General features: G+C 67.6%; 27 protein-coding genes. 12 read left to right on the top strand and 15 right to left on the bottom strand.

Annotated features, from left to right (window positions below; genetic code table 11):
- Positions 1–151 precede the first annotated feature (151 nt).
- From I6N91_RS14990 to I6N91_RS14980, 3 genes are all read left to right on the top strand, one after another.
- Positions 152–2485 carry a chromosome segregation ATPase gene (locus I6N91_RS14990; protein WP_198813887.1) on the top strand — a complete coding sequence of 778 codons (2334 nt, stop codon included), beginning with the start codon at positions 152–154 and terminating at the stop codon, positions 2483–2485.
- Between the two features lie 212 nt (positions 2486–2697).
- Entirely contained in the window at positions 2698–3846 is a 1149-nt protein-coding gene (locus I6N91_RS14985; protein ID WP_198813886.1) for a zinc-dependent alcohol dehydrogenase, read from the top strand.
- Between the two features lie 11 nt (positions 3847–3857).
- The gene (locus I6N91_RS14980) at positions 3858–4433 is read left to right on the top strand and encodes a hypothetical protein (protein WP_198813884.1); all 576 of its coding nucleotides are present in this window, start codon (positions 3858–3860) and stop codon (positions 4431–4433) included.
- A 70-nt stretch (positions 4434–4503) separates the two neighbouring features.
- On the opposite strand, the gene I6N91_RS14975 is transcribed toward I6N91_RS14980, so the two are convergent.
- Together I6N91_RS14975 and I6N91_RS14970 are read right to left on the bottom strand one after the other, a co-directional pair.
- Positions 4504–4764 (bottom strand): GlsB/YeaQ/YmgE family stress response membrane protein, encoded by a 261-nt coding sequence (locus I6N91_RS14975; RefSeq protein ID WP_120169876.1) that lies wholly within the window; start codon positions 4762–4764, stop codon positions 4504–4506.
- 214 nt (positions 4765–4978) lie between these two features.
- Positions 4979–5392: a nuclear transport factor 2 family protein gene (locus I6N91_RS14970; protein ID WP_198813882.1), complete on the bottom strand. Its 414-nt coding sequence runs from the start codon at positions 5390–5392 to the stop codon at positions 4979–4981.
- A gap of 222 nt (positions 5393–5614) precedes the next feature.
- Here I6N91_RS14970 and I6N91_RS14965 point away from each other — a divergent pair, with 222 nt between their 5' ends.
- A complete protein-coding gene (locus I6N91_RS14965; RefSeq protein WP_233091903.1) occupies positions 5615–6205 on the top strand; it encodes a TetR/AcrR family transcriptional regulator in 591 nt (196 codons plus the stop codon).
- Positions 6206–6241: 36 nt separating this feature from the next.
- Here I6N91_RS14965 and I6N91_RS14960 read toward each other — a convergent pair whose 3' ends face one another.
- The 3 genes from I6N91_RS14960 to I6N91_RS14950 all read right to left on the bottom strand — a co-directional run bounded on the left by I6N91_RS14960 (position 6242) and on the right by I6N91_RS14950 (position 9677).
- Positions 6242–8131 (bottom strand): PKD domain-containing protein, encoded by a 1890-nt coding sequence (locus I6N91_RS14960; protein WP_233091902.1) that lies wholly within the window; start codon positions 8129–8131, stop codon positions 6242–6244.
- Between the two features lie 146 nt (positions 8132–8277).
- The gene (locus I6N91_RS14955) at positions 8278–9120 is read right to left on the bottom strand and encodes an HNH endonuclease (RefSeq protein ID WP_198813879.1); all 843 of its coding nucleotides are present in this window, start codon (positions 9118–9120) and stop codon (positions 8278–8280) included.
- 50 nt (positions 9121–9170) lie between these two features.
- Positions 9171–9677: a metallophosphoesterase gene (locus tag I6N91_RS14950; RefSeq protein ID WP_198813878.1), complete on the bottom strand. Its 507-nt coding sequence runs from the start codon at positions 9675–9677 to the stop codon at positions 9171–9173.
- Between the two features lie 141 nt (positions 9678–9818).
- Here I6N91_RS14950 and I6N91_RS14945 point away from each other — a divergent pair, with 141 nt between their 5' ends.
- Together I6N91_RS14945 and I6N91_RS14940 are read left to right on the top strand one after the other, a co-directional pair.
- A complete protein-coding gene (locus tag I6N91_RS14945; protein WP_198813877.1) occupies positions 9819–10022 on the top strand; it encodes a hypothetical protein in 204 nt (67 codons plus the stop codon).
- Between the two features lie 69 nt (positions 10023–10091).
- Positions 10092–10469 (top strand): hypothetical protein, encoded by a 378-nt coding sequence (locus I6N91_RS14940; RefSeq protein ID WP_198813876.1) that lies wholly within the window; start codon positions 10092–10094, stop codon positions 10467–10469.
- A 155-nt stretch (positions 10470–10624) separates the two neighbouring features.
- Here the strand turns inward: I6N91_RS14940 and I6N91_RS14935 are convergent, their stop codons facing one another.
- Together I6N91_RS14935 and I6N91_RS14930 are read right to left on the bottom strand one after the other, a co-directional pair.
- Positions 10625–11782: a Vms1/Ankzf1 family peptidyl-tRNA hydrolase gene (locus I6N91_RS14935; protein WP_198813875.1), complete on the bottom strand. Its 1158-nt coding sequence runs from the start codon at positions 11780–11782 to the stop codon at positions 10625–10627.
- A 174-nt stretch (positions 11783–11956) separates the two neighbouring features.
- Complete coding sequence (locus I6N91_RS14930) at positions 11957–12121, bottom strand: hypothetical protein (protein WP_198813874.1); 165 nt, start codon at positions 12119–12121, stop codon at positions 11957–11959.
- A 205-nt stretch (positions 12122–12326) separates the two neighbouring features.
- On the opposite strand from I6N91_RS14930, the gene I6N91_RS14925 reads away from it, so the two are divergent.
- Positions 12327–12743, top strand: coding sequence for a CBS domain-containing protein (locus tag I6N91_RS14925; RefSeq protein WP_198813873.1), 417 nt, complete (start codon positions 12327–12329; stop codon positions 12741–12743).
- A gap of 154 nt (positions 12744–12897) precedes the next feature.
- Here I6N91_RS14925 and I6N91_RS14920 read toward each other — a convergent pair whose 3' ends face one another.
- The 3 genes from I6N91_RS14920 to I6N91_RS14910 form a co-directional block, all read right to left on the bottom strand.
- Positions 12898–13314 carry a hypothetical protein gene (locus I6N91_RS14920; RefSeq protein ID WP_198813871.1) on the bottom strand — a complete coding sequence of 139 codons (417 nt, stop codon included), beginning with the start codon at positions 13312–13314 and terminating at the stop codon, positions 12898–12900.
- A gap of 88 nt (positions 13315–13402) precedes the next feature.
- The gene (locus I6N91_RS14915; RefSeq protein WP_198813869.1) at positions 13403–14257 is read right to left on the bottom strand and encodes an NAD(P)-dependent oxidoreductase; all 855 of its coding nucleotides are present in this window, start codon (positions 14255–14257) and stop codon (positions 13403–13405) included.
- Positions 14257–15261, bottom strand: coding sequence for an aldo/keto reductase family protein (locus tag I6N91_RS14910; protein WP_198813867.1), 1005 nt, complete (start codon positions 15259–15261; stop codon positions 14257–14259). The genes I6N91_RS14915 and I6N91_RS14910 overlap by 1 nt, the downstream gene beginning before the upstream one ends.
- Positions 15262–15418: 157 nt before the next feature.
- Here I6N91_RS14910 and I6N91_RS14905 point away from each other — a divergent pair, with 157 nt between their 5' ends.
- Both I6N91_RS14905 and I6N91_RS14900 read left to right on the top strand, forming a co-directional pair.
- Positions 15419–16492 carry a peptidoglycan bridge formation glycyltransferase FemA/FemB family protein gene (locus I6N91_RS14905; protein WP_198813865.1) on the top strand — a complete coding sequence of 358 codons (1074 nt, stop codon included), beginning with the start codon at positions 15419–15421 and terminating at the stop codon, positions 16490–16492.
- Positions 16493–16532: 40 nt separating this feature from the next.
- A complete protein-coding gene (locus tag I6N91_RS14900; RefSeq protein WP_198813863.1) occupies positions 16533–18266 on the top strand; it encodes a threonine/serine exporter ThrE family protein in 1734 nt (577 codons plus the stop codon).
- Between the two features lie 2 nt (positions 18267–18268).
- Here the strand turns inward: I6N91_RS14900 and I6N91_RS14895 are convergent, their stop codons facing one another.
- Positions 18269–19048, bottom strand: coding sequence for a uracil-DNA glycosylase (locus tag I6N91_RS14895; RefSeq protein ID WP_198813861.1), 780 nt, complete (start codon positions 19046–19048; stop codon positions 18269–18271).
- 125 nt (positions 19049–19173) lie between these two features.
- Here I6N91_RS14895 and I6N91_RS14890 point away from each other — a divergent pair, with 125 nt between their 5' ends.
- Together I6N91_RS14890 and I6N91_RS14885 are read left to right on the top strand one after the other, a co-directional pair.
- A complete protein-coding gene (locus I6N91_RS14890; protein WP_120169905.1) occupies positions 19174–19470 on the top strand; it encodes a DUF3263 domain-containing protein in 297 nt (98 codons plus the stop codon).
- A 24-nt stretch (positions 19471–19494) separates the two neighbouring features.
- Complete coding sequence (locus tag I6N91_RS14885) at positions 19495–20130, top strand: LytR C-terminal domain-containing protein (RefSeq protein ID WP_198813859.1); 636 nt, start codon at positions 19495–19497, stop codon at positions 20128–20130.
- A 47-nt stretch (positions 20131–20177) separates the two neighbouring features.
- On the opposite strand, the gene I6N91_RS17395 is transcribed toward I6N91_RS14885, so the two are convergent.
- Entirely contained in the window at positions 20178–20864 is a 687-nt protein-coding gene (locus tag I6N91_RS17395; RefSeq protein ID WP_307843377.1) for a TM2 domain-containing protein, read from the bottom strand.
- 345 nt (positions 20865–21209) lie between these two features.
- On the opposite strand from I6N91_RS17395, the gene groL reads away from it, so the two are divergent.
- Positions 21210–22838: a chaperonin GroEL gene (gene groL, locus I6N91_RS14875; protein WP_120169909.1), complete on the top strand. Its 1629-nt coding sequence runs from the start codon at positions 21210–21212 to the stop codon at positions 22836–22838.
- 142 nt (positions 22839–22980) lie between these two features.
- Here the strand turns inward: groL and I6N91_RS14870 are convergent, their stop codons facing one another.
- The 3 genes from I6N91_RS14870 to I6N91_RS14860 form a co-directional block, all read right to left on the bottom strand.
- Complete coding sequence (locus tag I6N91_RS14870) at positions 22981–23271, bottom strand: WXG100 family type VII secretion target (RefSeq protein ID WP_198813857.1); 291 nt, start codon at positions 23269–23271, stop codon at positions 22981–22983.
- Positions 23272–23377: 106 nt separating this feature from the next.
- Positions 23378–24790: a cell wall metabolism sensor histidine kinase WalK gene (locus tag I6N91_RS14865; RefSeq protein ID WP_198813855.1), complete on the bottom strand. Its 1413-nt coding sequence runs from the start codon at positions 24788–24790 to the stop codon at positions 23378–23380.
- Positions 24791–24853: 63 nt separating this feature from the next.
- Positions 24854–25573, bottom strand: coding sequence for a response regulator transcription factor (locus I6N91_RS14860; RefSeq protein WP_198813853.1), 720 nt, complete (start codon positions 25571–25573; stop codon positions 24854–24856).
- Positions 25574–25576: the final 3 nt, after the last annotated feature.

Below are 25576 nucleotides of genomic sequence, written 5' to 3'. Positions count from 1 at the left end.
CCGACCCGATAACGGGGCAGCAGGTAGTTACGCGCCCGCTGACCAAGTAGTCCGAATGGTTTTCGAGTAGTCGGTACTGTGTCCTGACGCAACCAACGTCAATAGATTCCTTGAGGCATCCAAATCGTGTTTTTCGGTCTCAGGAGTAATCATGCGCGACTCGCACGCGACATCCGTCCTCACCCGCCGTGTTGCAAGCGCAGTAATCCTGCCCGGCATCCTCACAAGCATGCTGGTGTTCGCCCCGCAGGCCTCGGCGACGACCGGCCCGTCTTCGGGCATCTGCAACGGGGTGGTCAATCAGATGGCGCACCGTGGAGGCGTGCAGGAAAACCTGCTCCGGGCCGCCGCCAAGAAGAACGCGGAACAGATCTCCAAACTGCAGGCCGAGCGGACCGCGCTCCAGGCGACCGCCACCACCCTCAAGTCACAGGTCGACGAAGCGAACAAGGAAATCGCCGCCCTCGACGCCGAGGCCGCGCAGTTGGACATCGACGAGAAGGCCGCCACCGCGGAACTCGCAGCGCTGATGGCGGACCAAGCGAGTGCCGCCAAGTCGATCGAGGAAGCTGCGACGGCGCTGGCCGACCTCAAGGTGAGGCAGGCGGCCACCGCTGCCGCACTCGCGCCCCTTCAGGAGCAGCTGACCGCCGCGCAGGCCGACTCCGAGAGCCTGAAGAAGCAGGCGGCGGACGTGGACGCAGATCTGGCGGCCCACCAGGAAGTGCTGGACACCGCCACCGGGGAGCTGGCCCTGCTTGACGCAGCGGCCGCCAACGCCTCAGGTGCCCTGGCGGCGCAGAACGACGCGATCGCCGCCGCCGAGACAGCACTTGTTTCTCTGACCACGACTGCGCAGGATGCCGCCGCCGCGGTGACCGCCGCGGAGCAGGCCGTCTTCGATTCCGAGGTTGAGCTTCAACGCCTCGTCGACTCCGGTATTGCCGCGCAGGCCGAGCTCGATGCCCAGGCGGTCCGGATCGAGGAGGCGAAGATCGCCCTCGCCTCACGCCAGACCGACGCCACGAAGGCTGCCGACGCCGTCACCGCGAAGAACGCCGAAATTACTACCGCACAGGGCGAACTTGGCGTACTTCAGGCCGATGCCAAGAAGGCAGCTGACGCCGTCACCGTCAAGAACACTGAAATTGCTGCCGCCCAGAATCAGCTCCCGGCCCTGAATGCCGACGCGACGAAGGCCGCCGGCGCCCTCGCCGCCAACGCCGCGGCCATCACCTCGATCAACGGGCAGCTCACCACGCTTCAGAATGACATCGCGGCTCTGGGTACCACGATCTCGACGAAGCAGACCCAGCTCACTGCGGCTCAGGCCGAGCGGACGGCGCTGCAGACCCGGCAGACCCAGCTGCAGAACGAGATCAACTCCCTCAACGCCGAGATCGAGGCCATCAAGGGCAATGGCAAGAAGAAGGACGAGCTGATCGCGCTGCGTAACACCAAGCAGGCCGAGCTCACCTCAGTGACGAACCAGATCACCCAGAAGTCCGGCATCATTGCTGGGCTTTCGGGCGACCTCACCACGTTGCAGAACCAGGTCAACACACTCAACGCCCAACTGGTTGGAAAGCAGGGCGAAAGCAGCGCCCTGCAGCGTCAGGCGGCCCCGCTGCAGGCCGCGCTGGCGACGGCCCAGGGCGCGGTTGCCACCAAGGAGGCTGAGATCCTGGGCCTTCAGGGCCAGCTGCCCGCCCTTGGAACGGCGCTGACCGAGGCCAACTCCGCAGTGGCCGCCAAGCAGGAAGAACTGACTGCGCTGCAGGGGAAGCTACCGGCCCTCGATGACGCCGCAGCCGCAGCCGCCGCTGCAGTGAGCGCCCAGAAGAAGGTTGTCGCCGACCTCGAAGCCAGCCTGCCGGCCCTCACCGACGGTGTTGCGGAGGCCGAGGCAGCCATCACCGCCGAGCGGGCGGTGCTCGAGGAACTGCAGGGGGACCTTGCGGACGCTGAGGACGCGCTCGCGGCTGCGGACGCGGCCGTCGAAGCCAAGAACACAGAGCTGACGGGCCTGCAGGACCGGCTGCCGGCACTCCAGGCAGCCGCCGACAGCGCGGCCGCGAATGCCGCTGCCAAGCGGGTCGAAATCTCCAAGCTGAACGCCGACCTGGACAAGCTTGTGGCGGATCTCGAGGGCCTGAACGGGCAGATCGCTGCCAAGGAGGCCGCGGTCCTCGGGCTGCAGAACCAGGTGGCGCCCCTGTTGACCCAGCTCAATAGCCTCAACGGAGAGATCAGCGGTGCGGAAGCGGCACTGAAGACCCTCCAGGGTCAGCTGACCACCCTCGACAAGCAGGTCACCGATGCCCATTCGGTCCTTCGGAACCTTGAGGCGCAGAGGAAGGCAAACAAGGCGGCCGTCGCCGCGCAGCGGGTCACTGTTAACGCGCTGGAAGACCAACTCGGGATTGTGCAGGGGCAGATCAAGGCGATCGACGGGCAGATCAACCTCGGGGGCTGTGTCGCCTGATCAAGCGGCAAGACCCCGCAGTAGGCCGCGGCAGGATCGATCGATCCGGCCGCGGCCTTCTGCGTGTCCGAAGGTCGGCCCAGCCGGTGACTTCCTAGCATCAGCGGCAGAAACGTACAGGGCAAGGTGCGTCCAACAAAATTCTTGACCCTCTTTCCGCGGCCGTGGAACGCTACCAACCAGCCCTTGAACTGCCCTGAAAGGCGGCACTGATGCGAGCAATGGTCTACCGCGGACCGTACAAGATCCGGGTTGAGGAAAAGGACATCCCACCGATCGAGCACCCCAATGACGCGATCGTCCGGGTGACAACCGCGGCCATCTGCGGGTCGGATCTCCACCTCTTCCACGGCATGATGCCCGACACCCGGGTGGGAATGACCTTCGGCCACGAGTTCGTCGGCGTCGTCGAGCAGGTCGGCTCCTCGGTGCAGAACCTCAAACCCGGTGACCGCGTGATGGTCCCGTTCAACGTCTACTGCGGAACCTGCTACTTCTGCGCACGCGGGCTGTACTCCAACTGCCACAACGTCAACGCCAACGCCACCGCGGTCGGCGGCATCTACGGGTACTCGCACACCTGCGGCGGGTACGACGGCGGCCAGGCCGAATACGTCCGCGTCCCCTTCGCGGATATCGGGCCGAGCCTCATTCCCGAGTGGATGGATGAGGAGGACGCCGTCCTGCTCACCGATGCCCTTGCCACCGGCTACTTCGGCGCCCAGCTCGGGGACATCGTCGAAGGGGACACCGTCGTGGTCTTCGGCGCCGGGCCCGTTGGCCTTTTTGCCGCAAAGTCCTCCTGGCTGATGGGCGCCGGTCGGGTCATCGTGATCGACCATCTCGAGTACCGGCTGGAGAAGGCGCGCACCTTCGCCCATGCCGAGACCTACAACTTCGCTGAGTACGACGACATCGTCGTCGAGATGAAGAAGGCGACCGACTACCTGGGCGCCGATGTGGTCATTGACGCCGTTGGGGCCGAGGCCGACGGCAACTTCCTGCAGCACGTCACCTCCTCGAAGTTCAAGCTGCAGGGCGGCTCTCCGATCGCGCTGAACTGGGCGATCGACGCCGTCCGCAAGGGCGGGACGGTGTCCGTGGTGGGCGCGTACGGGCCGATGTTTAGCGCGGTGAAGTTTGGGGACGCCCTCAACAAGGGTCTTACCCTGCGCATGAACCAGGCTCCTGTGAAGCGGCAGTGGCCGCGGCTGTTCGACCATATCCGCAACGGCTACCTCAAGCCCAGCGACATTGTGACGCACCGGATCCCGCTCGAGCACATCGCCGAGGGGTATCACATCTTCTCGGCCAAGCTGGATAACTGCATCAAGCCGTTGATTCTCCCCGCGGCCAACTGAAGGGAAGGACCGTGCCGTACACAGCGAAGAAGCCAACCCGCGCGAGGTCGAGCGAGGAGCTGCGCGCCGCGATACCCGGCTGGGGCGTGGACCTCGACCCGAAGGACCGCCCCTCGGTGCCGAAGGAACAGTTCGACCCGACCCTCAACGGGGCCCGCTGGGACTTCCCGGAACGGCAGGAGGAAAAGTGGCCGCGCGAACGCTCGATCGAGCACAAGTTCCTTACCCCGGTCTTTGGAACCTCAACGCCGCCCAAAGGACTCTCGGGGGTGATCCGGAAATACTCGTACAAGAAGTACAGCGAAGGTCGCGCGGCCCACTGGCTCCTGCTACTTGCCGCGGACCGCGTCGATGCGGTGGAACATCACCTGCGTTCATTCGTGAGCCTGCGCCCCGACAACCCGATCACCCAGACCGGAGTACTCAGCGAATTCTCCCGCCACGGAATCACCTCGCGGATCGGGAAGAAGCGTGTCGACGTGAACCACCAGTGGATCGATCCGCTTCTTGTCGGCGGTCCGTGGTTGGTAGCCGGCGGACTGGGGGTGGCCGCCGTCCGCCGCCTTATGAGGCTCCGCCGCACCTGACCGGCAGGCCACGGACGGGCCACGACGACGCGGGGCCGACGCAGTGCGCGCCGGCCCCGCGGTACCGGAGTTAGCGGGTGACGCGGCGGCGCCCGGCCACGCCTTCGGCTACGCCGATCAGCAGGACGGCGGCGATGACCGAGACGATGAAGCCAAGGACATTGAGTTCGAAAATGTCCCCGGTGCCCAAGAGGCTGGCGATAGAGCCCCCGATGACCGAGCCAACGAGGCCCAGCAGCAGGGTGGCGACCAGCCCGAGGTGCTGCTTGCCCGGCTTGATCAGCCGCGCGAGTGCGCCGATGATGAGCCCGGCAATGATGAATCCAATCACTGTTGCGTACCTTCCTTGCTGACGTATCCCGCTGGTGCGGGGCGCGCTGCCGAATGCAACGCCGTTCCCATCGATCCTAGGGCCCCGGTGGACCGGTGTCCGGGGTGGGAGGGGTGCGCTCTATCACTCGCGCCGGCTGCCGATTGTGGTGTAACGGCATTGGAGAGGAGCGCCAGGCGGGACCGAGGGGCCTCGTTGAGCGGCGGAGGCGGGCTCAGTCGAAGAACGCCCTGGCCACAACCTCGGTGTCTTCGGAGAGATGCATTCGAACGAACCTGCCGTCGGCGGCAACGAGGTGGAGGACGGCAGGGGTCACGAAGGAGCGGCCGGTGCTGCGGGCCGTGTGCGCGAAGGTCGCAAAGATGACGGCGTCCTCGCCCGAGAGGACCAGCTTGTCGAGTTGGACCCTGCTCTTATCGGAGTCGAAGTGCGGCCACATGGTGTGGAAGTACTCAGCGACCTGGGATCCCTTGGATCGGAGGCCCGTCCACGGCAGGTCCGGGTGGCCGGGGACGTACCAGTCGATGTCATCGGCGAACAGGGCTTCCACGCCTTCGGCGTCGTTATTGCCCAGGGCCTGAAGGAAACGGGCGACGAGGCGCTCAAGAGATGATTCGTTATTTGCCATACAGTCAAGAATGGCGTTTCTGGACTAGATCGTCAAATAACGCCCTGCGCTTGCCTCCGGCCGGCGGCCGGCCCGTGTGCCCGGGCCTCCGGCCCCCTGCGCGTCGGGGTGGTGCCGGCTCCCGGTGCGCGTGCTGGTCCATGGGAGAATTGGGTGGAATCACGGCTGCGGCTCGTCCGTTGATTTCCACGGATGCGTTCGATGGCAGGAGGGTGAAGGCTGATGGCGGCTCGAGGCAGGCCCCGTGAGTTCGATGTCGATGAGGCCCTTGAGCGAGCGGTCGACGTCTTCTGGCGCCAGGGGTATGAGGGCACGACCCTTGAGGACCTTACGAACGCGATGAGCATCAGCCGCCCGAGCCTGTACGCGGCCTTCGGCAACAAGGAAGGCACGTTCCGGCAGGCGATCGGCCGGTACGCACGGGTCGAAATGTCTTACATCGATGCAGCCCTCGCCATGCCCACCGCGCGGGCGGTGGCGGAGCACTACCTGCGCTCCAACGTTGTCTCGATTACGCTGCCCGATCGACCCCGCGGGTGCCTTTCCATCCAGGGCGGGCTCTCAGGCCATCCCACCGACCAGCGGATTGTCGATTTCCTGAACGAGAGCCGCGGCGCCGGCGAGGCCCGGTTCGTCCGCCGCTTCCAGCAGGCCATCGACGAGGGCGATCTTTCCGCATCCGAGGACCCCGCCGAGTTGGCGCGGTATCTTGCCACGGTCACGGCAGGGCTCGCCGTTCAGGCCTCGGCCGGGGCGTCCCGTCCTGATCTGGCCCGGGTGGCGGAACGCGCACTGGCCGCTTTTCCCCGGTGACCCTACCGGCGGCGCCGGTAGGGTCCGGCGGCGGTGCTATTCCGTGAGGGTGCCGGTGATCTCCTCGAACTGGACGGTGACCGGGGCGTTGGTCGCCCCCGATGAGAGGTAGGTGTTGATGCCGGCGGCCCCGGGAGTCTGGAGCCCGGGGGCGGAATCGCTGGTGTCGATCTGCCATTCCGAGGGTTCCGGTTCTCCTGCCTTCCAGACCTTGGCGCGCAGGGTTGTCGGACTCGTGCCGGTGGCCTGGGCCCGCACATTGACGATCTCGCCTCCGGCGACCGAGAGGTCGGGGACTATAACTTCAGGTCCGATCCGCACCTCGGCGCCGTCCCTGTTGACCCGGTCGATCAGGAAGGAAAGTTCGCCCTCGGGCGAGAATTTAAGGACCGTTCGGTAGGCCCCGGCGCGGTCGGTCTGTCGGGTGATCAGGCGCAGATACAGGCTTCCTCCGGCCGGGCGCCGATCCACCCCAAGGGCGGCTCGCAGGTCCATCCTGGAGCTGTTCACCGCCTCCAGGGACGCGGCCGCTCCCGACGCGGGTGTAGCCAGCTGCATGATCCCGCTCCCATCCGCCACACTGAAGGCGCCCGGTTCCCCGCTGTCGGTCCAGGCCCCGCCTTCCTCGGCGTCGCCCCAGCCGGTTTCCGTGGTGCGCTCGAACGGGTCCGAGAAGGTCGAGGCCGCCCCTTCGCCCACCGAGACCCGCTTGGAGACGGTTTCACTGCCTGCCTTGTCCTTGACGGTCAGGGAGATCTCATAGTCCCCCGGGGCGTCATAGGTGATGGTCGGCCGGACCCCGGTGGCGGTTTCGCCGTTGCCGAAGTCCCACGTATAGGAACGGTTCCCCTGCGCGGGAAGGGGCGTGGAGGCGTCAAGGGCGCAGCCAAGGCCCGCGCAGTCCTCGGTGAAGGAGGCCTCGCTATCCCGGCCTCCCGCTTTCGCCCGGATGGTGAAGGAGTCTTCGAAGGTTCCGCCGGCCGCCCGAACGAACTCGGCCGAGATTGAGCGTTCGGTGACGGAGACATCGAGCAGGCCGTGGGTGGGATTGGCGTTGGTGGCCGTCCGGGCCGCGAAGTAACCGGCCTCCGGGTCGGCGGGGTTGGCATCGCGCAGGCCGATTCCACCGGTGCCGATGGTCGCGAAGACCGTGCCCGGGCCCTGGGCGAGTGAACTGTCGGTGTCGGTAATGCACTCCTCATTGAAGGCGTCGGGGACGATCTCGGCGCAGCCGTCCCCATGCCCGATCTGGTAGGTGCGCTGGTACAGGTGCTCGTGGCCGTTGAGCACAAGATCAACCTTCTTGCTGATCAGCAGGTTGGTGAGCTCTTCGCCCGCCGAGCAGCTGTACTCGCCCAGCGACAGGCACGGCATGTGGTTCCCAACGATCACCCACGGGATGCCGCTGTCACGGGCACCGTCGATCGCCGACTCCGTCCAGGCGTAGTGGTCCGAGCCGGGACGGTAATCCCAGGACGATTCACTTTCGGGAAAGACCAGGCCCGGGGAGATCATCACGAAGCGGGCGATCGGGTCCTCGGCCGGCACATCGACGTACCACTCGCGCCCGTAGGTCCCCACCAGTCCGGGCAGCCGGTTGGGCAGGCAGGCGGAGAAGTCGTTGATGTTTCCGTCACTGCCATCGCTCTCATGGTTGCCGGCGATCAGCTGGAAGGGAAAGGCTGTACCCACCTTGCTCGTGACGAAGTCGCACCATTCCTGTTCCCCGCCCGGACGGCCGTAGGACAGATCCCCCAGGGCCAGGGTGAATTCCGGGGACAGTGAGGCATTCTTGGTCAGGACGGCCGCTGCTTCCCCCGAGGCGGCGAAGTCCCCCGCCGCGGTGAAGTGGATTGCGGCCGCCGGCTTGCGCTCACCGTCCTCTTCGCGGTTCAGCAGAAGGAAGCCCAGAACCAGAAGGGCCAAGACAGCAATCACTGCGGCCGCTATCCCGAAGACACGGGCCATCTTTACCTCTTGTCATTGAAGGGTCCCCAGCACCAGCCTTTGACAATCGGCTCGTGACGTATCCGCAGTATATGAGGGCTTTCGCGGATCTGACCACGGCCCTCTTAGCGGGCTCCCAGGATCCGCACAGCGTCAGCCTGGGCCGTCAACTGCTCCGGGCTGAGGGTTGTCCCCGGCACAAACCCTGCGGCGGACCGCAGTGCGCGCAGTTCGGCCGGCGAGTAGGGGTCCGGGAGGCGCAGGTGTGCCATGGAGTGGCAGTTGGGGCACAGCGGGACAAGATCCGCGATCGGGTCGAGTTCGTAGCCCGCCACGAGGCGGGTAGCCGGGGCGAGGTGGTGCACGTGCACGAAGTCCCGACCGGGCGGTCCGAAGGCCTCCTCGAAGGAAAAGCCGCAGACCGCGCAGGAAGTCCCGTGGTGGGCGAGGCAGACGCGGCGCGCGGAGGGGTCTCTTTCGTACCGGTTGACCCGGGCCTGGGCCAGCGCGCCCGGGGGGAGGGTTCCAGGGGGTGGAAGGAGGGGATCTGCCTCTTCGGGGGTGCTGGTCTCAGCCCAGAGGGTCCGCAGCGCCAGCCCGGCCGCGGCTGGGATCCGGAGGGAGGGACGGTTCACCCCCCAGGCGATGCCCGGGACGCGCAGGGTCAGCAGGTCCAAGGGAATCGAGTCTCCCCGGGGCCTCAGCGCATCGAACTCGACGATGCCCGGCGCTCCGCCCCGGCCGGACGGTAGGGGATCGGGGGGCGCGACGACCCTGCCGTGGCCCAGAACGCCGCGCTCGCGGCTTCCCTGGCTGAACAGCCACACCTCGGTCCCTGCCGTTGCCTGGAGGGGAGGAAGGAGCCATTTGCAGCGGAAGAACCCGGCCCCGGTGACCTCGTCCACAGTCGACCGGTACCCGCCAAAGGGATCATCACCTCGGTCGGGATTCCAGCCAAGCAGGATCATAGGGCCAGTGTCCCATGCCCGGCAGCGCTTGCGGAGGCCCGTCCGGCGGGTCAGGCCCGGACCGGTAGGAGGTGAAGGTCGACGTCGAGCCGGTGGCCGTCGACGGTTGCCGTCAGATACGAGCAGTGCGGCTGCCGCCGTCGATCGGTCGGGGATCCAGGGTTCAGCAGCCTCATGCCGGCACCAGTGACGGTGTCCCACGGAATATGGCTGTGACCGAAGACCAGCACGTCCGTGTCAGGGAATTCACGGTCCATCCGCTGCTCCCTGCCGGTCTTGGCGCCCGTCTCATGGACGACGGCGAAGCGGAGCCCCTCGATCTTTTCCCGCGCCACGAGCGGCAGCTCGGCCCGCAGGGCGTCGCCGTCGTTGTTGCCGTAGCAGCTCAGGAGGCGCCGGGAACGGTCGCGGAGTTCTTCAAAGAACTGGATGTCCGTCCAATCCCCGGCGTGAACCACGAGGTCGGCGCTTTCGACCGCGGACCAGAGGCCGTCGGGGAGGGTTTTCGCGCGGGAGGGGATGTGGGTATCCGAAAGGATCAACAGGGAGGTCGGCATGGCAGGAATTGTGCCAGCTTCAAAGGGTTGACACCCGTGACAATCAGCAGGGGGTGTGCAATGCTCTCAGTAAGCGTGCTTAGTATTCCAGTTTTGTCGAACCGGCGTCCAAGGTCTGGACGTCCGAGCCACGGAGGAACTATGAACATTGATAAAGCGCAGATCATCGAGCTGTTGAAGTCGCAGGGCAAGTCCGACAAGGCCGGCCAGGCCGAGTCCGAGCTTCCCGACACTGTAGACACCGAGCAGCACGCGGGACTCCTCGCCAAGCTCGGCATCGACCCGCAGGACCTCCTGGGCAAGCTGCCCGGCGGTCTTGGCGGTCTCGGTGGCCTCGGCGGCTGATCCGCCGGGCTCCAGCACATTGAATGAGGCACCGCGAACGTCAAAGGCAACAGGGAAGGTGAACGGGCAGTGGAGACAAGTCAACTGATCTGGATCATTGTTGGGATCATCGTCGTGTTGGCGGTGATCGGAGTGGTGATAGCGCTGAGCCGGAAACGCCGGCAGGCCCATGTTGAGCGGCAGAAGGAAAAGGGCCGACGGCAGGCAGCCGAGATCCGGGAGAAGGCCCAGGAGACCGAACTCGAGGCGCGTGAACGCGAAGCGAAGGCAACCATGGCCGAGGCAGAGGCGCAGCGTGCCGAGGTCGAGGCCGAGCGGCTCCGCCGTCAGGCCGCGGAGCGCCAGACGGACGCCCAGGGCCTGAGGGAAGAAACGATGAACCACGCCCGCAAGGCCGACGAGCTCGATCCAGACGTCGACACCCCCCGCCGCGACAGCGGCAGGTAGGTTCGGCCGCGACAGCGGCAGGTAGATTCGGCCGCGACAGCGGCAGGTAGTTCGGGCGGGACAGCGGCAGGTGGCTATCTGACAACCACCGCCGGACGACACAGCGGCACTCCCCAGCTGAGGCTGGGGAGTGCCGCTTTTGTGTGCCTTGGGACCTACGTAGCCGCCGGAACGGTTGGCCCAGTGGCCCAGCGCAGCAGGGCGGCGATGGGCCTCGAATCGAGCGCTCCCGGCGGATAGAGCACCGTCTCGGCGTCGGTCAGAGCAGCCGCCCGCAGGATCGCGGCGAGCGCAGGGACGCTGCCGAGCGCGCCCGCTCCGGCGGTGGCTTCCTCGTCCGCGGTGATCCAGGGTGGGGCGTCGAGGGCGAGTAGCGTCCTGTCACCCCAGGCCGTGGATTCGAGGAGCAGGGTTTCGACCTGTGCCTGCTGCAACGCGCTGACGACCGCGCCCAGACCGGCGGCCGAGATTCCGGATCCCTGGCCTTCGTGCTCAGCGAGCCGCTCGAGCAGGCGATGCTGCTGGTCGGCCATCACCTTCGTGACGAGCTGGTCGACCTGCAGCGTGAAGGTGTCGGCATCGGATCCGCCGGTGCGCGTGTGACTGTCGACCACGCCGAGAAGCCCCCGGGTCTCCTCCGACACCTGGTCGGCGACGAGCTGCCGGGCCCGGATGTCGCCGGAGAGGACGACGAGTTTCGCGCGCGAGGCCGAGACGGCCCGGTCGATCTCCCCGGCGACCTCCGCCGCATTGGACTTCCAGACCTTTTCTGCGTGGTGGTGGTACCGCCCATGTGCCCAGCCCCCGGCGTGGACCTTCCGCATGTGTTCGGTGTCGCCCTCGACGGCGGCCACGGGTTCGCCGCGGTCCGGTGCTCCCCATTCCCGGTCCGCCCTGCGCAGGTACACCTCCCCACCGTCGCGCCCGACTTCGGCCACGACGTAGGCGAACCCGCCGGGGCAGTGCCGGGCGAGCGGGCTGAGGTCGGGGATGGGCCCGACGGCGATGACGGGGGATCCGGTGACGAGCCCGCCCGGGAGGAAGTCGTCCACGGCGGCTTCACCGCCGCGGACCAGGACAAAGCGGGTCACCGGGTCGGGAAGGCCCCGGGCCGACTTCGACAGCGCTGCCATCGCGGCCTTGATGTCCTCCTTGGGCGCGCCGTTGCGCTCCATGGCGTCGGCGACGGTGAGGGGAAGGGTGTCGTCGCTCGCGAACGAGTCGTCGGCGCCTGCGCTTCCATCGACGTAGATGGTCGTCCAAGGCCCGGCGAGCTTGTAGAGGCCCGCATGGTCTTTCACTGCTTGGGTCATTGGCAGCACCTTTCTAAGTGTGCTTGTGCGCCGTCACCGGCGCAGCCTGCGTGAGGTACGTACGGTTTACCACTGCGGCCCGATCGCTGGAAAGCGCGCGGATCGAAATGACGGCGGGACCGGGCTTTAAGACTTCCTGCCGGCGGCTGTGCGCGGCCGCCCCTTGCCCGGTGGTCAGGAGTCCTTGCCGGAGGGGGCGTCCCCGTATTCGGCGGCGGAGTCGTCGCCTTCGGCGGCGTCCTGTGTGTGTTGGCGAAGATCGGCCGGGTCCGCGGCGGGATCGCCCTCGGCGGGTGCCTCGTTGTGGGTTCGTTCCTGCGGCTCTGAGGCTTCTGACATGGCGGCGACCGGTCCTTTCAAAGGCGACGGGAGGAGATGAGTTCCCTGAGGGGAAGTCTACGGAGCGGCCGGGCCGTGCATAACCCCTCCAACTCCTTTGCTTCGGGGGCGGTGGGGCGGATACTGCTAAGCAGGCTTACGGTTCATTGCCGGAGCCCGCGGCCGCGTCCATTGACGCGGCGCACCCAGCAGGAAGGAGAGCGTCATGCCCACCACGGCGCGAGACATCATGACCGGCAGTGTCGAATGCATCGGCGAAAAGGACACCCTGCAGCAGGCGGCAGTGAAGATGAGGGACCTCGATGTTGGGTCGCTTCCGATCTGCGGCGAGGACGGCCGGCTCAAGGGCATGCTGACGGACCGCGACATTGTGGTGAGGTGCCTGGCCGACGGAGGCGACCCCACCACCGTCACGGCCGGCGACCTCACCCAAGGCAAGCCGGTGACCATTGGCGCCGACGACACCGTTGAGGCAGCGATCCGCACCATGCAGGACCATCAGGTCCGGCGGCTGCCCGTGATTGACGGGCACGACCTCGTCGGGGTGATCAGCCAGGCCGACATCGCCCGCAATTATCCGGAAGACCGGGTGGGCGACCTCGTCGAACTGATTTCGTACTAGCCCCGATTCGAACCGACCCTGCGGCTGTGTCGGCCGCAGATCGGCCGGGTTCCGGTTTCCTGGGTTCTCGAGCGCATCGCTCGGTCAAGAACGGCGACGGCGGCCGCCTCTCCAAGAGGGGCGCCGCCGTCGCGCGGAGTGTTCGAAAGGACGCCTACTGGAGGTCTCTGTCGTCGATATGGCTCAGCGGCGATCCGCCGCCGTTGGAGGGGTCGTCGCTCGAGTCCACCTCGTCGTCCTCGCCGATGCCGAAGTCGACGTCGTCGGCGGCCTCGCCCAGGGTCGGGACGTCCGGGGGGATCTGCTCGTCGCCGTGCTCCCAGCGTGCCTGCGCGGTTTCGTCGCGGAGGATCTGGTCGGTGAGCAGGGAGTCATCCTCCTCGTCGTACCCCTCGCCCCGGAGCAGCGGGTCCTCCTGCCATCGGTCCGGGTTGTCCTCGGCCGCGCCCGGGTACAGGTCCGCGGTGTCCCCGGCGAGCGGATCGAGGTCCGCCAGCGACCTTTCCTGCGCTTCGAGCTCGTCGTCGGTGATGATGGTGAGGTCCTCGTCGGGGAGGTTCTCTTCGGTCATGGTTTCACCTCTCGTTGCGGTAGGCACACTGTGCATCCTTCATCAGTAAGCCTACTGATCTTTTTTCCCCGGTGATAGTCGCCGCCGCCTACCGGGGGTCGCGCCAGCTGTGCCGGGGTTTGAAGCCGAGCACCCGGCGCGCCTTGTCGATGGAGAGCAGAGTTCCGTTCCCGCCGACGTCCCGGCGGAACTCCACCTTCGGAAACACCTCGGCGGCCAGCTCCGCGCTGGAGCGGGTCATCACCGTATCGGCGGCGGCGATCAGGAAGGTGTCGAAGCCGGGCCCCGCATTCTCAAGAGCCTTCTGCACCGCCTGCGCGCCGTCGCGGCCGTCGATGTATCCCCACAGGTTCCACTTCCGCAGCCGGGCGTCGGCGTCGAAGGACGGGAATTCGTCGTAGTCCTCCGGGTCCATCACATTGGAGAAGCGGAGGGCCGTGATGCTCAAGGCGGGATCCCACCGGGCGAGCTCGGCGGCCATCTGCTCCTCAAGGTGCTTCACCAGGGAATAGGTGCTCTCGGGGCGTGCGGGATACTCCTCGTCGACGGGCAGGTACGGCGGATCCGTGTCGAAGGGCAGGCCCTGGACGGTCTCGCTCGAGGCGTAGACGATCCGCCGGATGCCGGCGCGCCGGCACGCCTGGAAGACGTTGTAGGTGCACGCCATGTTGTTCGCGAAGGTCGCCGCGTCCGCCGTGATCCCCGGGGCGGGGATCGCCGCAAGGTGCACCACGGCGTCGAAGCCATCGTGCACGCCGTCCACGCCGAGCAGGGCGTCGAGCACCTGCCCGTAGTCGCGCAGGTCGATCCGCAGGAAACCGTCGCCGCGCTCGCCGTGCTGGTCGAGTTCAAGGACCGTGTTGCCCGCCTCGCGCAGGCCGCGCACCACGCTGCGGCCCAGCTTTCCCGATGCACCCGTGACGGCGATGCGTGAGCCCCCCATCAGGCCGGCCGCTTCTCGGGGGACTGCGTGCGGGCCGGGTCCCGTTCCGCGAGTGCGCCGAGCGCCTCATCGATGGCCGCCATAACGTCCGCCTCAAGGACGACGCCGGAGGCAGCGGCGTTTGACTCAACCTGCTCCGGCCGGGAGGCGCCGATGATGGCGGAGGCGACATTCCGGTTCTGCAGCACCCAGGCGATGGCCAGCTGGGCCATCGTGAGCCCGACGCCGTCGGCGATGGGCTTCAGCCGCTGCACGCCGGTGAGGACATCGTCCTCCATCCATCGTTGAATCACAGCGGCGCCGCCCTTCTCGTCCGCGGCGCGGGTACCCGCTTCGGGTTCCCTGCCCGGCAGGTACTTGCCGGTCAGGACGCCCTGGGCCACCGGGGACCAGACGATCTGGGACAGGCCCAGCTCCTCGGAGGCCGGCACGACCTCCTCCTCGATCACCCGCCACAGCATCGAGTACTGCGGCTGGTTGGAAATCAGCTGGATCCCGAGCTCCCGGGCGAGGGCGTGCCCGGCGCGGATCTGGTCCGCCGTCCATTCGCTGACCCCGATATAGAGGGCCTTGCCCTGGCGGACGACATCGGCGAAGGCCTGCATCGTCTCCTCAAGCGGGGTCTCGCTGTCATACCGGTGCGCCTGGTACAGATCGACGTAGTCGGTCTGCAGGCGGCGCAGGGAACCGTCGATGGAGTCCCGGATGTGCTTGCGGGACAGGCCCACCTCGTTGTGGCCCTTGGAGCCGGTGGGCCAGTAGACCTTGGTGAAGATCTCGATGGTCTCCCGGCGCTCGCCCTTCAGCGCCTCGCCCAGCACCGTCTCGGCCGCGGTATTGGCGTAGGCGTCGGCGGTGTCGAAGGTGCTGATGCCGACGTCGATGGCGGCGCGGACGCACCGCATCGCCACGTCGTTTTCCACCTGCGACCCATGGGTCAGCCAGTTCCCATAGGTGATTTCGGAGATTTTCAGTCCACTGTTGCCGAGGTATCGAAAGTCCATGTCCCGATGCTACCGAGGTCGAATGCTCCTGCGGGCCAAAGCGGTTCCCGCGTCGCGTCATGCGGTCCGTCTTCGGCGCAACAGTTAGACTTGGGCGGGTAAATCCGTGCGCCGGAACCCCGCCGGCCACCTCCGGGCCACCAGCAGAGAAGGCAACTTGATCAACTTCACCGCGCGTTTCGCCACGAAAGCGGAGCAGGACAAGTGGGACGACCTCGTTCCATCCAACCCGGACGGCGGAAATGTCCTGCAGTCGGCCTCTTTCGCCGAGGTGAAGTCGCATCACGGGTGGAAGCCGCGCTTCCTGGTCTTCGAGTCCGCCCAGTACTCGAGCTACAACCTGGTGCTCGAGAAGTCCTTCCCGGTCCTTGGCCGGCTCTGGTACCTGATCAAGGGCCCGGGCGCGGCCGAGCCGGCCCATGTGCCGGCCATGCTCGACGCGCTGAAGGACTTCACCGCCGCGTCCCGCCTGAACGTCTTCGCGGTGAAGATCGAACCCGACATCGTCGACTCTCCTGAGGTCCGGCAGCTTTTCACCGCCGCCGGCCTGCACAAGACCTTCGACCTGCAGCCGAATGACCATACGGCACTCCTCGACACCACGCCGGAGTCGAACCAGTTGCTGCGCAACCTCTCCTCCCGCGGCCGCAACGCCGTGCGCCGGGCTCTGCGGGAAGGCGTCGAAGTGCGCCGGGTCGAGCCGACCGAGGAAAACTTCAGCATCATGTACCGGCTGATGGCCCACATCGAGGACCGCTCGGCGGCCCGCCTGCGCTCCTTTGAGTACTACAGCCGGTTCTGGGGGAACTTCGCCGCCGCCGGCCAGGGCCGTCTCTACTTCGTCTACGAGGACGGCGAGCCGTCGGTGGGCGCGTTCATCATCAATTACGGCAGCAAGGGAACCTACAAGGACGGCGGGTCGAAGCCCGGGCGTTCGCAGTACGGGGACTCCCACCTGCTGCAGTGGACGGCCATCAACGACCTCAAGGACGAGTTCGCCATCCGCGAGTACGACTTCTGCGGAACCCCGCCCGCGGACCGGCTCAAGGACACCTCCCACCCGCACCACGGCCTCGGCCTCTTCAAGACGAGCTTCTCCAAGACAGTCACCGATTTCACCGGCTGCTGGGACCTCGCCCTGAACGAGAAGAAGTATCGGCTTTGGACCACCGTGGGGGAGCGGGTGGCCCGCCAGATCTACTGGCGCCGGCACCAGCAGCCCTTCTACTGATCGAAGAACAGCCCGCGGGCAGCAAGGCAGGGAATACACCGTGGATGACAAGGCCGGCTCGAACGGGGGCCGGAAGCCCGAAACCAATCCCTCACCAGCAGCGGGCCCGCTGCCGGTGATCCACCGACCCGTCCGTCCACCGTCGGCCGAAAGCCCGTCGGTCGCCCGGAAGCCCGGAGGCGACCCGTCACCTCCGGCGCAGGGCGCCCAACGACCGGCCGGCGGCGGCACCAAGCAGCCGGCCGCATCGAGCCCCGCGCAGCCCTCGACTCCGGGCGCCAAGCCCCGCCCGCGGCCCGCCCGGCGTCCCTCACGGGCGCCGTCGCCGACGGACGCGCTGCCAACGACGCCGCGCACCGTGCGCCCGGACCGCTCGAACGCCGCGGCGCGGAACGTACTCCGACGGCTCGTCCAGGGGGAGGAGCCGCCGACCCAGGCGATGAGCATCGTCGAGCGGCTCGCCGGCAGCCCCTACGCCAACCCGACCATCCAGGTGGGGGGACCGGACGCCAGCGCCCGCAAGACCCTCGATTTCGCCCTCAGCCTGGCCGAGACGATGTTCCGCTACGGCGCCGGCGCCCTTGAGGTCGAGACAAGCATCATCGCCGTCACCGCGGCCCTGGGCCTTGACCACATCGAGGTGGACATCACCAACCAGTCGGTGGTGATCAACTACTCGGCCAAGGACCAGACGCCCACCACGGTGCTGCGCGTGGTGCGGTCCTGGACCAACAACTATGCAGGACTGACGGCGATCCACCAGCTCGTCTCCGATATCGCCGCCGGCGGTGTCTCGCGCATTGAGGCGGCCCAGCGCCTCGAGCAGATCACTCGACGGCCCAAGCCGTTCCCGCGCTGGATGGTCACCGCCGCGTTCGGGATCTTCGGTGCAGCCATCGTCGCCTTCATCGGCGGGGGAATGCTTGGGGCCCTGATCGGGCTGGGCAGCTGTATCCTCGTCGACCTCGTCTCGCGACAGCTCGGCCGGTGGAGGGTGCCCGAGTTCTTCTCCGTCGCCACCTCCTCGGCGATGGCCACCCTGATCGCCATGCTGTTCTGGTGGCTCGAGGTGCCGATCGCGCCGTCGCTGGTGGTGGTCGGCGGCATCCTGCTGCTCCTGCCCGCCGGTCGGCTGGTCTCGGCCACCCAGGACGCCATCAACGGGTTCCCGGTCACCGCGGCCGGACGGTTCCTGTCGGCACTGCTGATTTTCGGTGGGGTGGTCTCCGGAATCGCCGTCGCCCTGGTGTTCGGTGCGGCCATCGGCATCCCTGACCTCGAGCTGCTCGCGGCCCCGGCGTCGCCGTACCCCTGGCCGGTGATCGCGCTGCTGATCTTCATTGCCGTGGCGATGTTCGCCGTCACCGAGCAGACGGACCTTTCACTTGTCGTTCCCACGGCCCTGGTGGGCACCGCCGGCTACGTCCTGTGGATCTCGGCGATCAACGCGGGCGTGGGGTACCGGCTGGCGCCGGCGCTGGCGGCCGTGCTGATCGGCGCGCTGTCACGCATCGTGGCGCTGCGCATGGGCGCACCCCAGCTGGTGCTGGCGGTGCCGGCGGTCATGTTCCTCTACCCGGGACTTTCGATCTTCCGTGCGATGTACATGCTCACCACCAACACCGGCGTTCCGAGCGCCGGTGCCCTGGGTCTGTTCAACGCGTTCACCGTCATCCTCGCCATCGCCGGCGGGGTGGTGCTCGGCGACAACCTCGCCCGGCCGCTCACCCGCGGCCTGGGCAGCAACGAGCGGCGGCGGAACCGCCGGCGGTAGCCTCAGCCTGCGAGCCAGTCCACCGGGTCCGCGCCCTGCTGCTGCAGGAGGGCGTTGACCCGGCTGAAGGGCCGTGACCCGAAGAAGCCGCGGGAGGCGGAGAGCGGGCTGGGGTGCGCTGACTCCACGGTGGGGATACCGGCGAACAGGGGCTTGAGCTTCAGGGCGTCCCGGCCCCACAGGACGGCGACCAGCGGTCCTCCCCGTGCCACGAGCGCGCGCAGCGCCGCGTCGGTGACGTCCTCCCAGCCCCAGCCACGGTGTGACGCGGGTTCGCCCGCCCGCACCGTCAGTACCCGGTTCATCAGCAGGACGCCCTGCCGGGTCCACCCCGAGAGGTCCCCTATGGCGGGGGCGGTGACGCCGAGGTCCTCCGAGAGTTCCTTGTAGATGTTGACGAGGCTCCGGGGCAGCGGCCGGGTTGCCGGATCGACCGAAAACGCCAACCCGACCGAGTGCCCGGGCGTCGGGTAGGGATCCTGGCCGACAATGACGACCTTCACCCCGCCCAGGGGGCCGCTGAAGGCCCGGAGGATGTTGCCGGGCTGCGGAAGGATCCTGTGGCCGGCGCGGCGGTCCTCCTCGAGCCGCGCGGCCAGGCGGTGGAGTGTCGGTTCGTGGGGCGCCAGGGCGGGCGCCCAGTCAGCGGCGACGACCGCTCCGACGGGGGCAGGGGCGGCGAATGGGAAAGCGGGCGTGCCTGCGGCTCCACCGGCTCCACCTGTCGCGGGGGCCTCCGGCGCCGGGGGGAAGGGGAACAGGGGGACATCCTCGTAGCGCATTCCCTCATTCTGGCCGATCGGCGCGGGGCTCCGGGAACGTGCGGGCGGGCGGTGCGGCGAATGACAGGTATGTCATTCGCAACTACCATGGGTGCGGAAGCATTACCTAGAACGAGGAGCGGCGCGTGAGCGAGCCAGCGGGGGCACCTGCCCCGGCCCCCGGCAGCCGGGGCGTCCTCAGCGAGCGGGAACAGCAGATGCTGGCGCTCGAGCGTGAGTGGTGGAAGTACTCCGGAGCCAAGGAACAGGCCATCCGGGACCTCTTCAACATGTCCGCCACCCACTACTACCAGGTTCTCAATGCGCTGATCGATTCGGAGGCGGCCCTCGCCCACGACCCGATGCTCGTGAAGAGGCTGCGCAGGCTGCGGACATCGCGCCAGCGTGCACGCTCCGCCCGCCGCCTCGGCGCCGACATCTGACCAACGCAAGGATCCCTTCACCGCATGAGCAAGTACCCCCAGGACGAGTTTGACCGCATCCCCGAGACGGCGTCGCGCCAGGGGGTGCACCGGGAGAGGCTCGTCGCCGTCCGGGGAAGCGGCCTCGGGTTGAAGATTGCCGTGGGAGTCCTTGCTTTGCTGGTAGGCGTTGCCGCCTACTTCCTGCTCCCGCGGCTCGAGATGGGCGGGGCAGGGTCCGCCTCCGCGGCCAATGCCGGCGCGGCCGCGGACAGCAGCCCTGAGCCCACCGCATCGTCGACGGACAGGCTGCGCCCGCCGGAACCGGGATCCCCGGAGGCCACCGGCACGGCGGGCCCGTCCACGCCGGCGACGTCGGCACCTCCGCAGGACCCGAAGCCGACCGTCGATAAGGCGCAGAAGGTCAACGTGCTCAACAGCACCGGCGTCCCCGGGCTCGCCGGAACGGTGGCCGGGCGCCTGACCGCCGACGGCTGGACCGGTGCTTCGCCCGGAAACTGGGCCGGCGCCCCGCTTGAGGGGTCGGTCGTCTTCTATAACGGGGCGGAGCAGCGGGCCGGTGCCGAAGCCGTGGCCTCCGCACTGGGGATCGCCGCGGTCCAGGACGGGGCGGGCGTGTCGCCGGACCTCACGGTGGTCATCGGCCCCGAACTCCAGTAGTCCGGCGACGGCCGGCCGGCCGGTGATTCGCCGGCCGGCCTGCTGCCTTACTCCTTGAGGGGCACGCCCTTGGCATCCCGCCGGAAGGACTCGGCGCCCACGAGGATCATGATGCCCTCGATGAAGCCCCAGACGGCCCCCAACCCGAAGGTCACGATGGTGACGGCGATCTGGGCGATGCCGATGCCCACATATCCGAGGTAGAACCTGTGGATGCCCAGGGAACCGAGCAGGATCCCGAGAAGTCCGGCCACAAGCCGCGACTTCTGCTCGGGATAGCCCGAGCCATACGGGTAGCCGGGGACGCCGTAGGGCTGGCCCTGCGGGTACTGGCCTTGGGGGAACTGGCCCTGGAACTGGCCCGAGGGATACTGCCCGCCCGGGGGCGGGCCCTGCTGGAACTGTCCCTGCGGGTACTGGTTCCCCTGATACGAGTTCTGCTCGTAGGGGTTCGGCTGGTACTCACCGGACGGGGCCGGCCGGGAAGAGTCCTCGGCGTAGGGATCCTGGGAATACAGGTCCTGGCGGGGACCCGAGGGCGCTGCGGGCTGGCGGTAGGCGTCGCCGTCGTCCGGCAGGTTGTCCTTCCGCTCGAACAGCTGAGCCTGCGGGTCCACGGCGGTATCGTCGTGCTCCCGCGCTCCGCCCGGCAGGGGGTACCCGTCTGGCTGCGGGGCCGCTGCGTCCGGCGCAGGGTCCGAGTCGGAGCGGGGCTGGTCTGGGGTCGTTGACACATTTCTCCTTGGTTGTTGGTGCTGCTTCTACGCTATGCCCGGGCGAAAGGCTGCGCATCAGGTAGAACCCCGGATCCGGCCTCCGCCTTTCAGGGTCATCCCCGGCCGTTCGGGTTCCGGCGGCTTGCACTCGTGCGGTGGGAGTGCTAATTATTGACTTAGCACTCGAACCCGCTGACTGCTAAGTCATGGGCATCGAGCAAAGCAGGCATACCACTGTGGTGAGGGTGCACCCGGAGCGTAAAGAGATCGTTTCCGGGAAAGCCCGTCCGTCGCGGGCACCGCAGGCTGGTGACCACTCGTTTGCTGAAATGCATAACTGTCCCCGAAAGGACCTAAGCCGTTATGGCCAAGATCATTTCTTTTGATGAAGAGGCCCGCCGCGGCCTCGAGCGTGGGTTGAACATCCTCGCTGACGCCGTCAAGGTGACGCTGGGCCCGCGTGGCCGCAACGTCGTCCTCGAGAAGAAGTGGGGCGCCCCCACGATCACCAACGATGGTGTCTCCATCGCCAAGGAAATCGAACTGGACGACCCGTTCGAGAAGATCGGCGCCGAGCTGGTCAAGGAAGTCGCCAAGAAGACCGACGACGTCGCAGGCGACGGCACCACCACGGCGACCGTCCTCGCCCAGGCCCTGGTCAAGGAAGGCCTCCGCAACGTGGCCGCCGGCGCCGACCCGCTGAGCCTCAAGCGCGGCATCGAGAAGGCCGTCGCGGCTGTCACCGAGGAACTGCTTGCCTCCGCCAAGGAGATCGAGACGAAGGAAGAGATCGCCGCCACGGCTTCGATCTCCGCCGGGGACACCCAGATCGGCGACCTGATCGCCGAGGCGCTCGACAAGGTCGGCAAGGAAGGTGTCATCACCGTTGAGGAGTCGAACACCTTCGGGCTCGAACTCGAGCTCACCGAAGGCATGCGCTTCGACAAGGGCTACATCTCCGGTTACTTCGTGACCGACGCCGAGCGCCAGGAGACGGTCCTCGAAGACCCGTACATCCTGATCGTCAACTCGAAGATCTCCAACGTCAAGGATCTCGTCGCCGTCCTCGAGAAGGTCATGCAGTCGGGCAAGCCCCTGCTGATCATCGCCGAAGACGTTGAAGGCGAAGCACTCGCCACCCTCGTGGTGAACAAGATCCGTGGCACCTTCAAGTCCGTCGCCGTCAAGGCTCCGGGCTTCGGCGACCGCCGCAAGGCACAGCTGGCCGACATCGCCATCCTCACCGGTGGCCAGGTCATCGCCGAAGAGGTTGGCCTCAAGCTCGAAAACGCCACGCTCGACCTGCTGGGCCAGGCCCGCAAGGTCGTCGTCACCAAGGACGAGACCACCATCGTCGAGGGTGCAGGCGACGCCGACGCGATCGCCGGCCGCGTTGCCCAGATCCGCGCCGAGATCGACAACTCGGACTCGGACTACGACCGCGAGAAGCTGCAGGAACGCCTGGCCAAGCTGGCCGGCGGCGTTGCAGTCATCAAGGCCGGTGCAGCCACGGAGGTCGAGCTCAAGGAGCGCAAGCACCGCATCGAGGACGCCGTCCGCAACGCGAAGGCTGCCGTTGAAGAGGGAATCGTCGCCGGTGGCGGCGTTGCCCTGATCCAGGCCGGCGCCAAGGCGTTCGCAAGCCTCGAGCTCTCCGGCGACGAGGCAACCGGTGCGAACATCGTCCGCGTTGCCATCGATGCTCCGCTGAAGCAGATCGCCTTCAACGCCGGCCTCGAGCCCGGTGTTGTCGCCGACAAGGTCCGCGGCCTGCCCGCCGGCCACGGCCTCAACGCCGCAACCGGTGTCTACGAGGACCTGCTCGCGGCAGGCGTCAACGACCCTGTGAAGGTCACCCGCTCGGCCCTGCAGAACGCAGCGTCGATCGCCGGGCTGTTCCTGACCACTGAGGCCGTTGTCGCGGACAAGCCTGAGAAGGCTGCCCCCGCAGGCCCCGGTGCCGACGAGATGGGCGGAATGGGCGGCTTCTAGTCCCCAAACCCCCCGGCTCTCCAGCCGACCAGGAGCGGCATCCCCTTTCGAGGGGGTGCCGCTCCTTCGCGTTAACGACGAACGGCTGCGCCAGGGTGGTGGCTACGGCGAAGGGACAGCAGGTCCTGCCGTGACCGGGTGGTCAGGGCAGGAACATCCTGGCGTTGTTCAACTCCGCCTCGGCGTAGTGGCGGCCCGCGGCGGCGAGCGCCTCGTTGATGGCGGCCAGGGATTCCTCGACCCTCGCCTGCGTTCCCCGCCACTGGGCGACGAGAGCCTGGAAGTTGGAGGCGGCCTGGCCGGTCCACAACGCCTCGAGCTCCCTCAGCCCGGCCTGCATTGAGTCGACCTCGGACTGCAGCCTGCCGATGGTTCCCTGCACCTGCGCGCTGCGAGCGGCAAGACTGTCGGTGTCGACGTTGAAATGTGCCATGAAGTCCTCCCTGGCCGGTTCCCTCCCGGCGGGTGCCGGTTTGGAAACGGTAGGTCACCGCGGACCGGGGGAGGCTCCTCCCTGTCCGGCTGGGGACAACCGGGCCTCAGGCGGGGTCTGTGGAGGAGAACTCAAGGGGGTGCTCGTCCACCGCGTGGGGCAGACGGATCGACAGGGTGGCCCCGCCGCCCGGGGTGTCCTCGAGCCTCACCGTGCCGTCGTGCTGGGCGACGAGCGCGGCGACGATGGCGAGCCCCAGCCCGGTACCTCCGGTTTCCCGGTGCCGGGAGGAGTCGGCTCGGTAGAAGCGTTCGAAGACCCGCGCGGCGTCCTCCTCGGAAATTCCGGGACCGTGGTCACGGACCTCGATCACCGAGTCGCTCCGTCCGTGGATGACGGGGGCCACCCCGACAGCAACCTCGATCGGCGTCCCCTCGGGGGTGTAGCGCAGTGCGTTGGTCATGAGGTTTCCCACCACCTGCCGCAGCCGAGCCTCATCGCCGACGGTGGGCGCGGGACGCGGTGCACCGCCGTCGAGCCCGGTGACGGTGATGGTGCGGTCAGGCGCGATGGCCCGGGCGTCGAGGGCCGCGTCGTTGCCGAGGACCATCAGGTCGATGGGCTTCGCCTCGAGTGGCCGCTGCTCGTCGATCCGGGCGAGGGTCAGCAGGTCCTCCACCAGATGGCCCATCCGGATGGCTTCGCTTTCGATCCGGCCCATGGCCGCCGCGACGTCCTCCTCCTTCTGCAGCGCGCCGTGCCGGTACAGCTCCGAGAAGCCGCGGATGGTCACCAGGGGTGTGCGCAGCTCGTGGGAGGCGTCGGCGACGAACCGGCGCATCTTCCGTTCGGATTCGGTGCGCGCGGCGAAGGCCCGCTCGATGTGGGCAAGCATGGCGTTCAGGGAGCGGGAGAGGCGCCCCACCTCCGTGGCGGGCCGCTCGACTTCGACGCGGCGCGAGAGATCCCCGGCGGCGATGGCGGCGGCGGTGCGCTCCACCCGGGCCAGGGGGCGGAACTGGCGGGTCACGGCGACGAAGGCGATGGCCGAGGCGATCATCGTCGCCACCAGGCCCACCGTGAAGATGATCTCGGAGGCCTCCTGGACGGAGTCGTCCACGGTGGTCATGGGGGAGGCGATCGCCAGGGTCTGCGGCCCGTCCTCGTACTCGAGGACCTTCACCCGCCAGCCCGGGCTTTCCGGGGCGGTGCCGCGCACCTCGAACGCCTCACCCTTGAGCTTGTTCACCTGCTTGGAGGTGAGGTGCGGAAGCCGGGGAACGTCGGACTCCGCGGCGGAGTGGGAGGTCTCGAGGATGGTGCCGTCGGGGCCGAGGAGCGCCCCGTAGAAGCGCAGGAGCGGGCGGTCGCTCGCGCTGCGGTCGTGGAAGAAGGCGTTGGAGACGTTCTGGGCGTTGGCGGTCAGGTCCCCGTCCATGCGTTCGATCAGCCCGTTGCGAAGCAGCGAAACCGTCACGATCCCGGTAATGCCCACGGTCACCACCATGAGCAGGGTCATGATGGCCACCAGCTGCGAGCGCAGCGAAGCCGAATTCCACCGTCGAATCAAGGGCCCTGCTACCTACCGTCGGTCCGTGGAGCGCAGGAGGTAACCGACGCCCCGCTTTGTCTGGATGAGTGCCGCCGCGTCGGCATTCTTGTCGATCTTCCGGCGGAGGTAGGAGATGTACGACTCGACGATCGAGGCATCCCCGTTGAAGTCGTACTCCCACACGTGGTCGAGGATCTGCGCCTTGGAAAGCACCCGGTTCGGGTTCATCATCAAATAGCGCAGCAGCTTGAACTCGGTGGGGGACAGCTCGATGATCTCCCCGGCCCGGCGGACCTCGTGCGCGTCGTCGTCAAGTTCAAGGTCGTCAACCCGGATGACGGCGTCGTCATCGGACAGGGGCTGGGTCCGGCGCAGCACGGCCCGGATCCGGGCGACCACCTCATCGAGGCTGAAGGGCTTGGTGACATAGTCGTCACCGCCGACGGTGAGGCCGGTGACCTTGTCCTCGGTGTCGTCGCGCGCGGTGAGGAAGACCACCGGGAAATGACGGCCCGCCGCCCGCAGGCGCCGGGTTACGGTGAAGCCGTCCATGTCGGGAAGCATGACATCGAGGACGGCGAGGTCGGGGTTGTGGGCCTCGGCCGCGGCCAGGGCCTCCCGTCCGTTGCCGGCGGCGACGACCTCGAAACCGGCGAACCGCAGGGAGGTGGACAGCAGTTCGCGGATGTTCGGTTCATCGTCGACGACGAGGAGCTTCGCTTCAGGGGTCGGTTTCTTCACCTTCGCCATTAT

It is taken from the genome of Arthrobacter sp. MSA 4-2, from assembly GCF_016405885.1.
In the GTDB taxonomy this organism is placed as follows: Bacteria; Actinomycetota; Actinomycetes; order Actinomycetales; family Micrococcaceae; genus Arthrobacter_D.
This window is presented reverse-complemented; position numbering and strand designations above follow the sequence as displayed.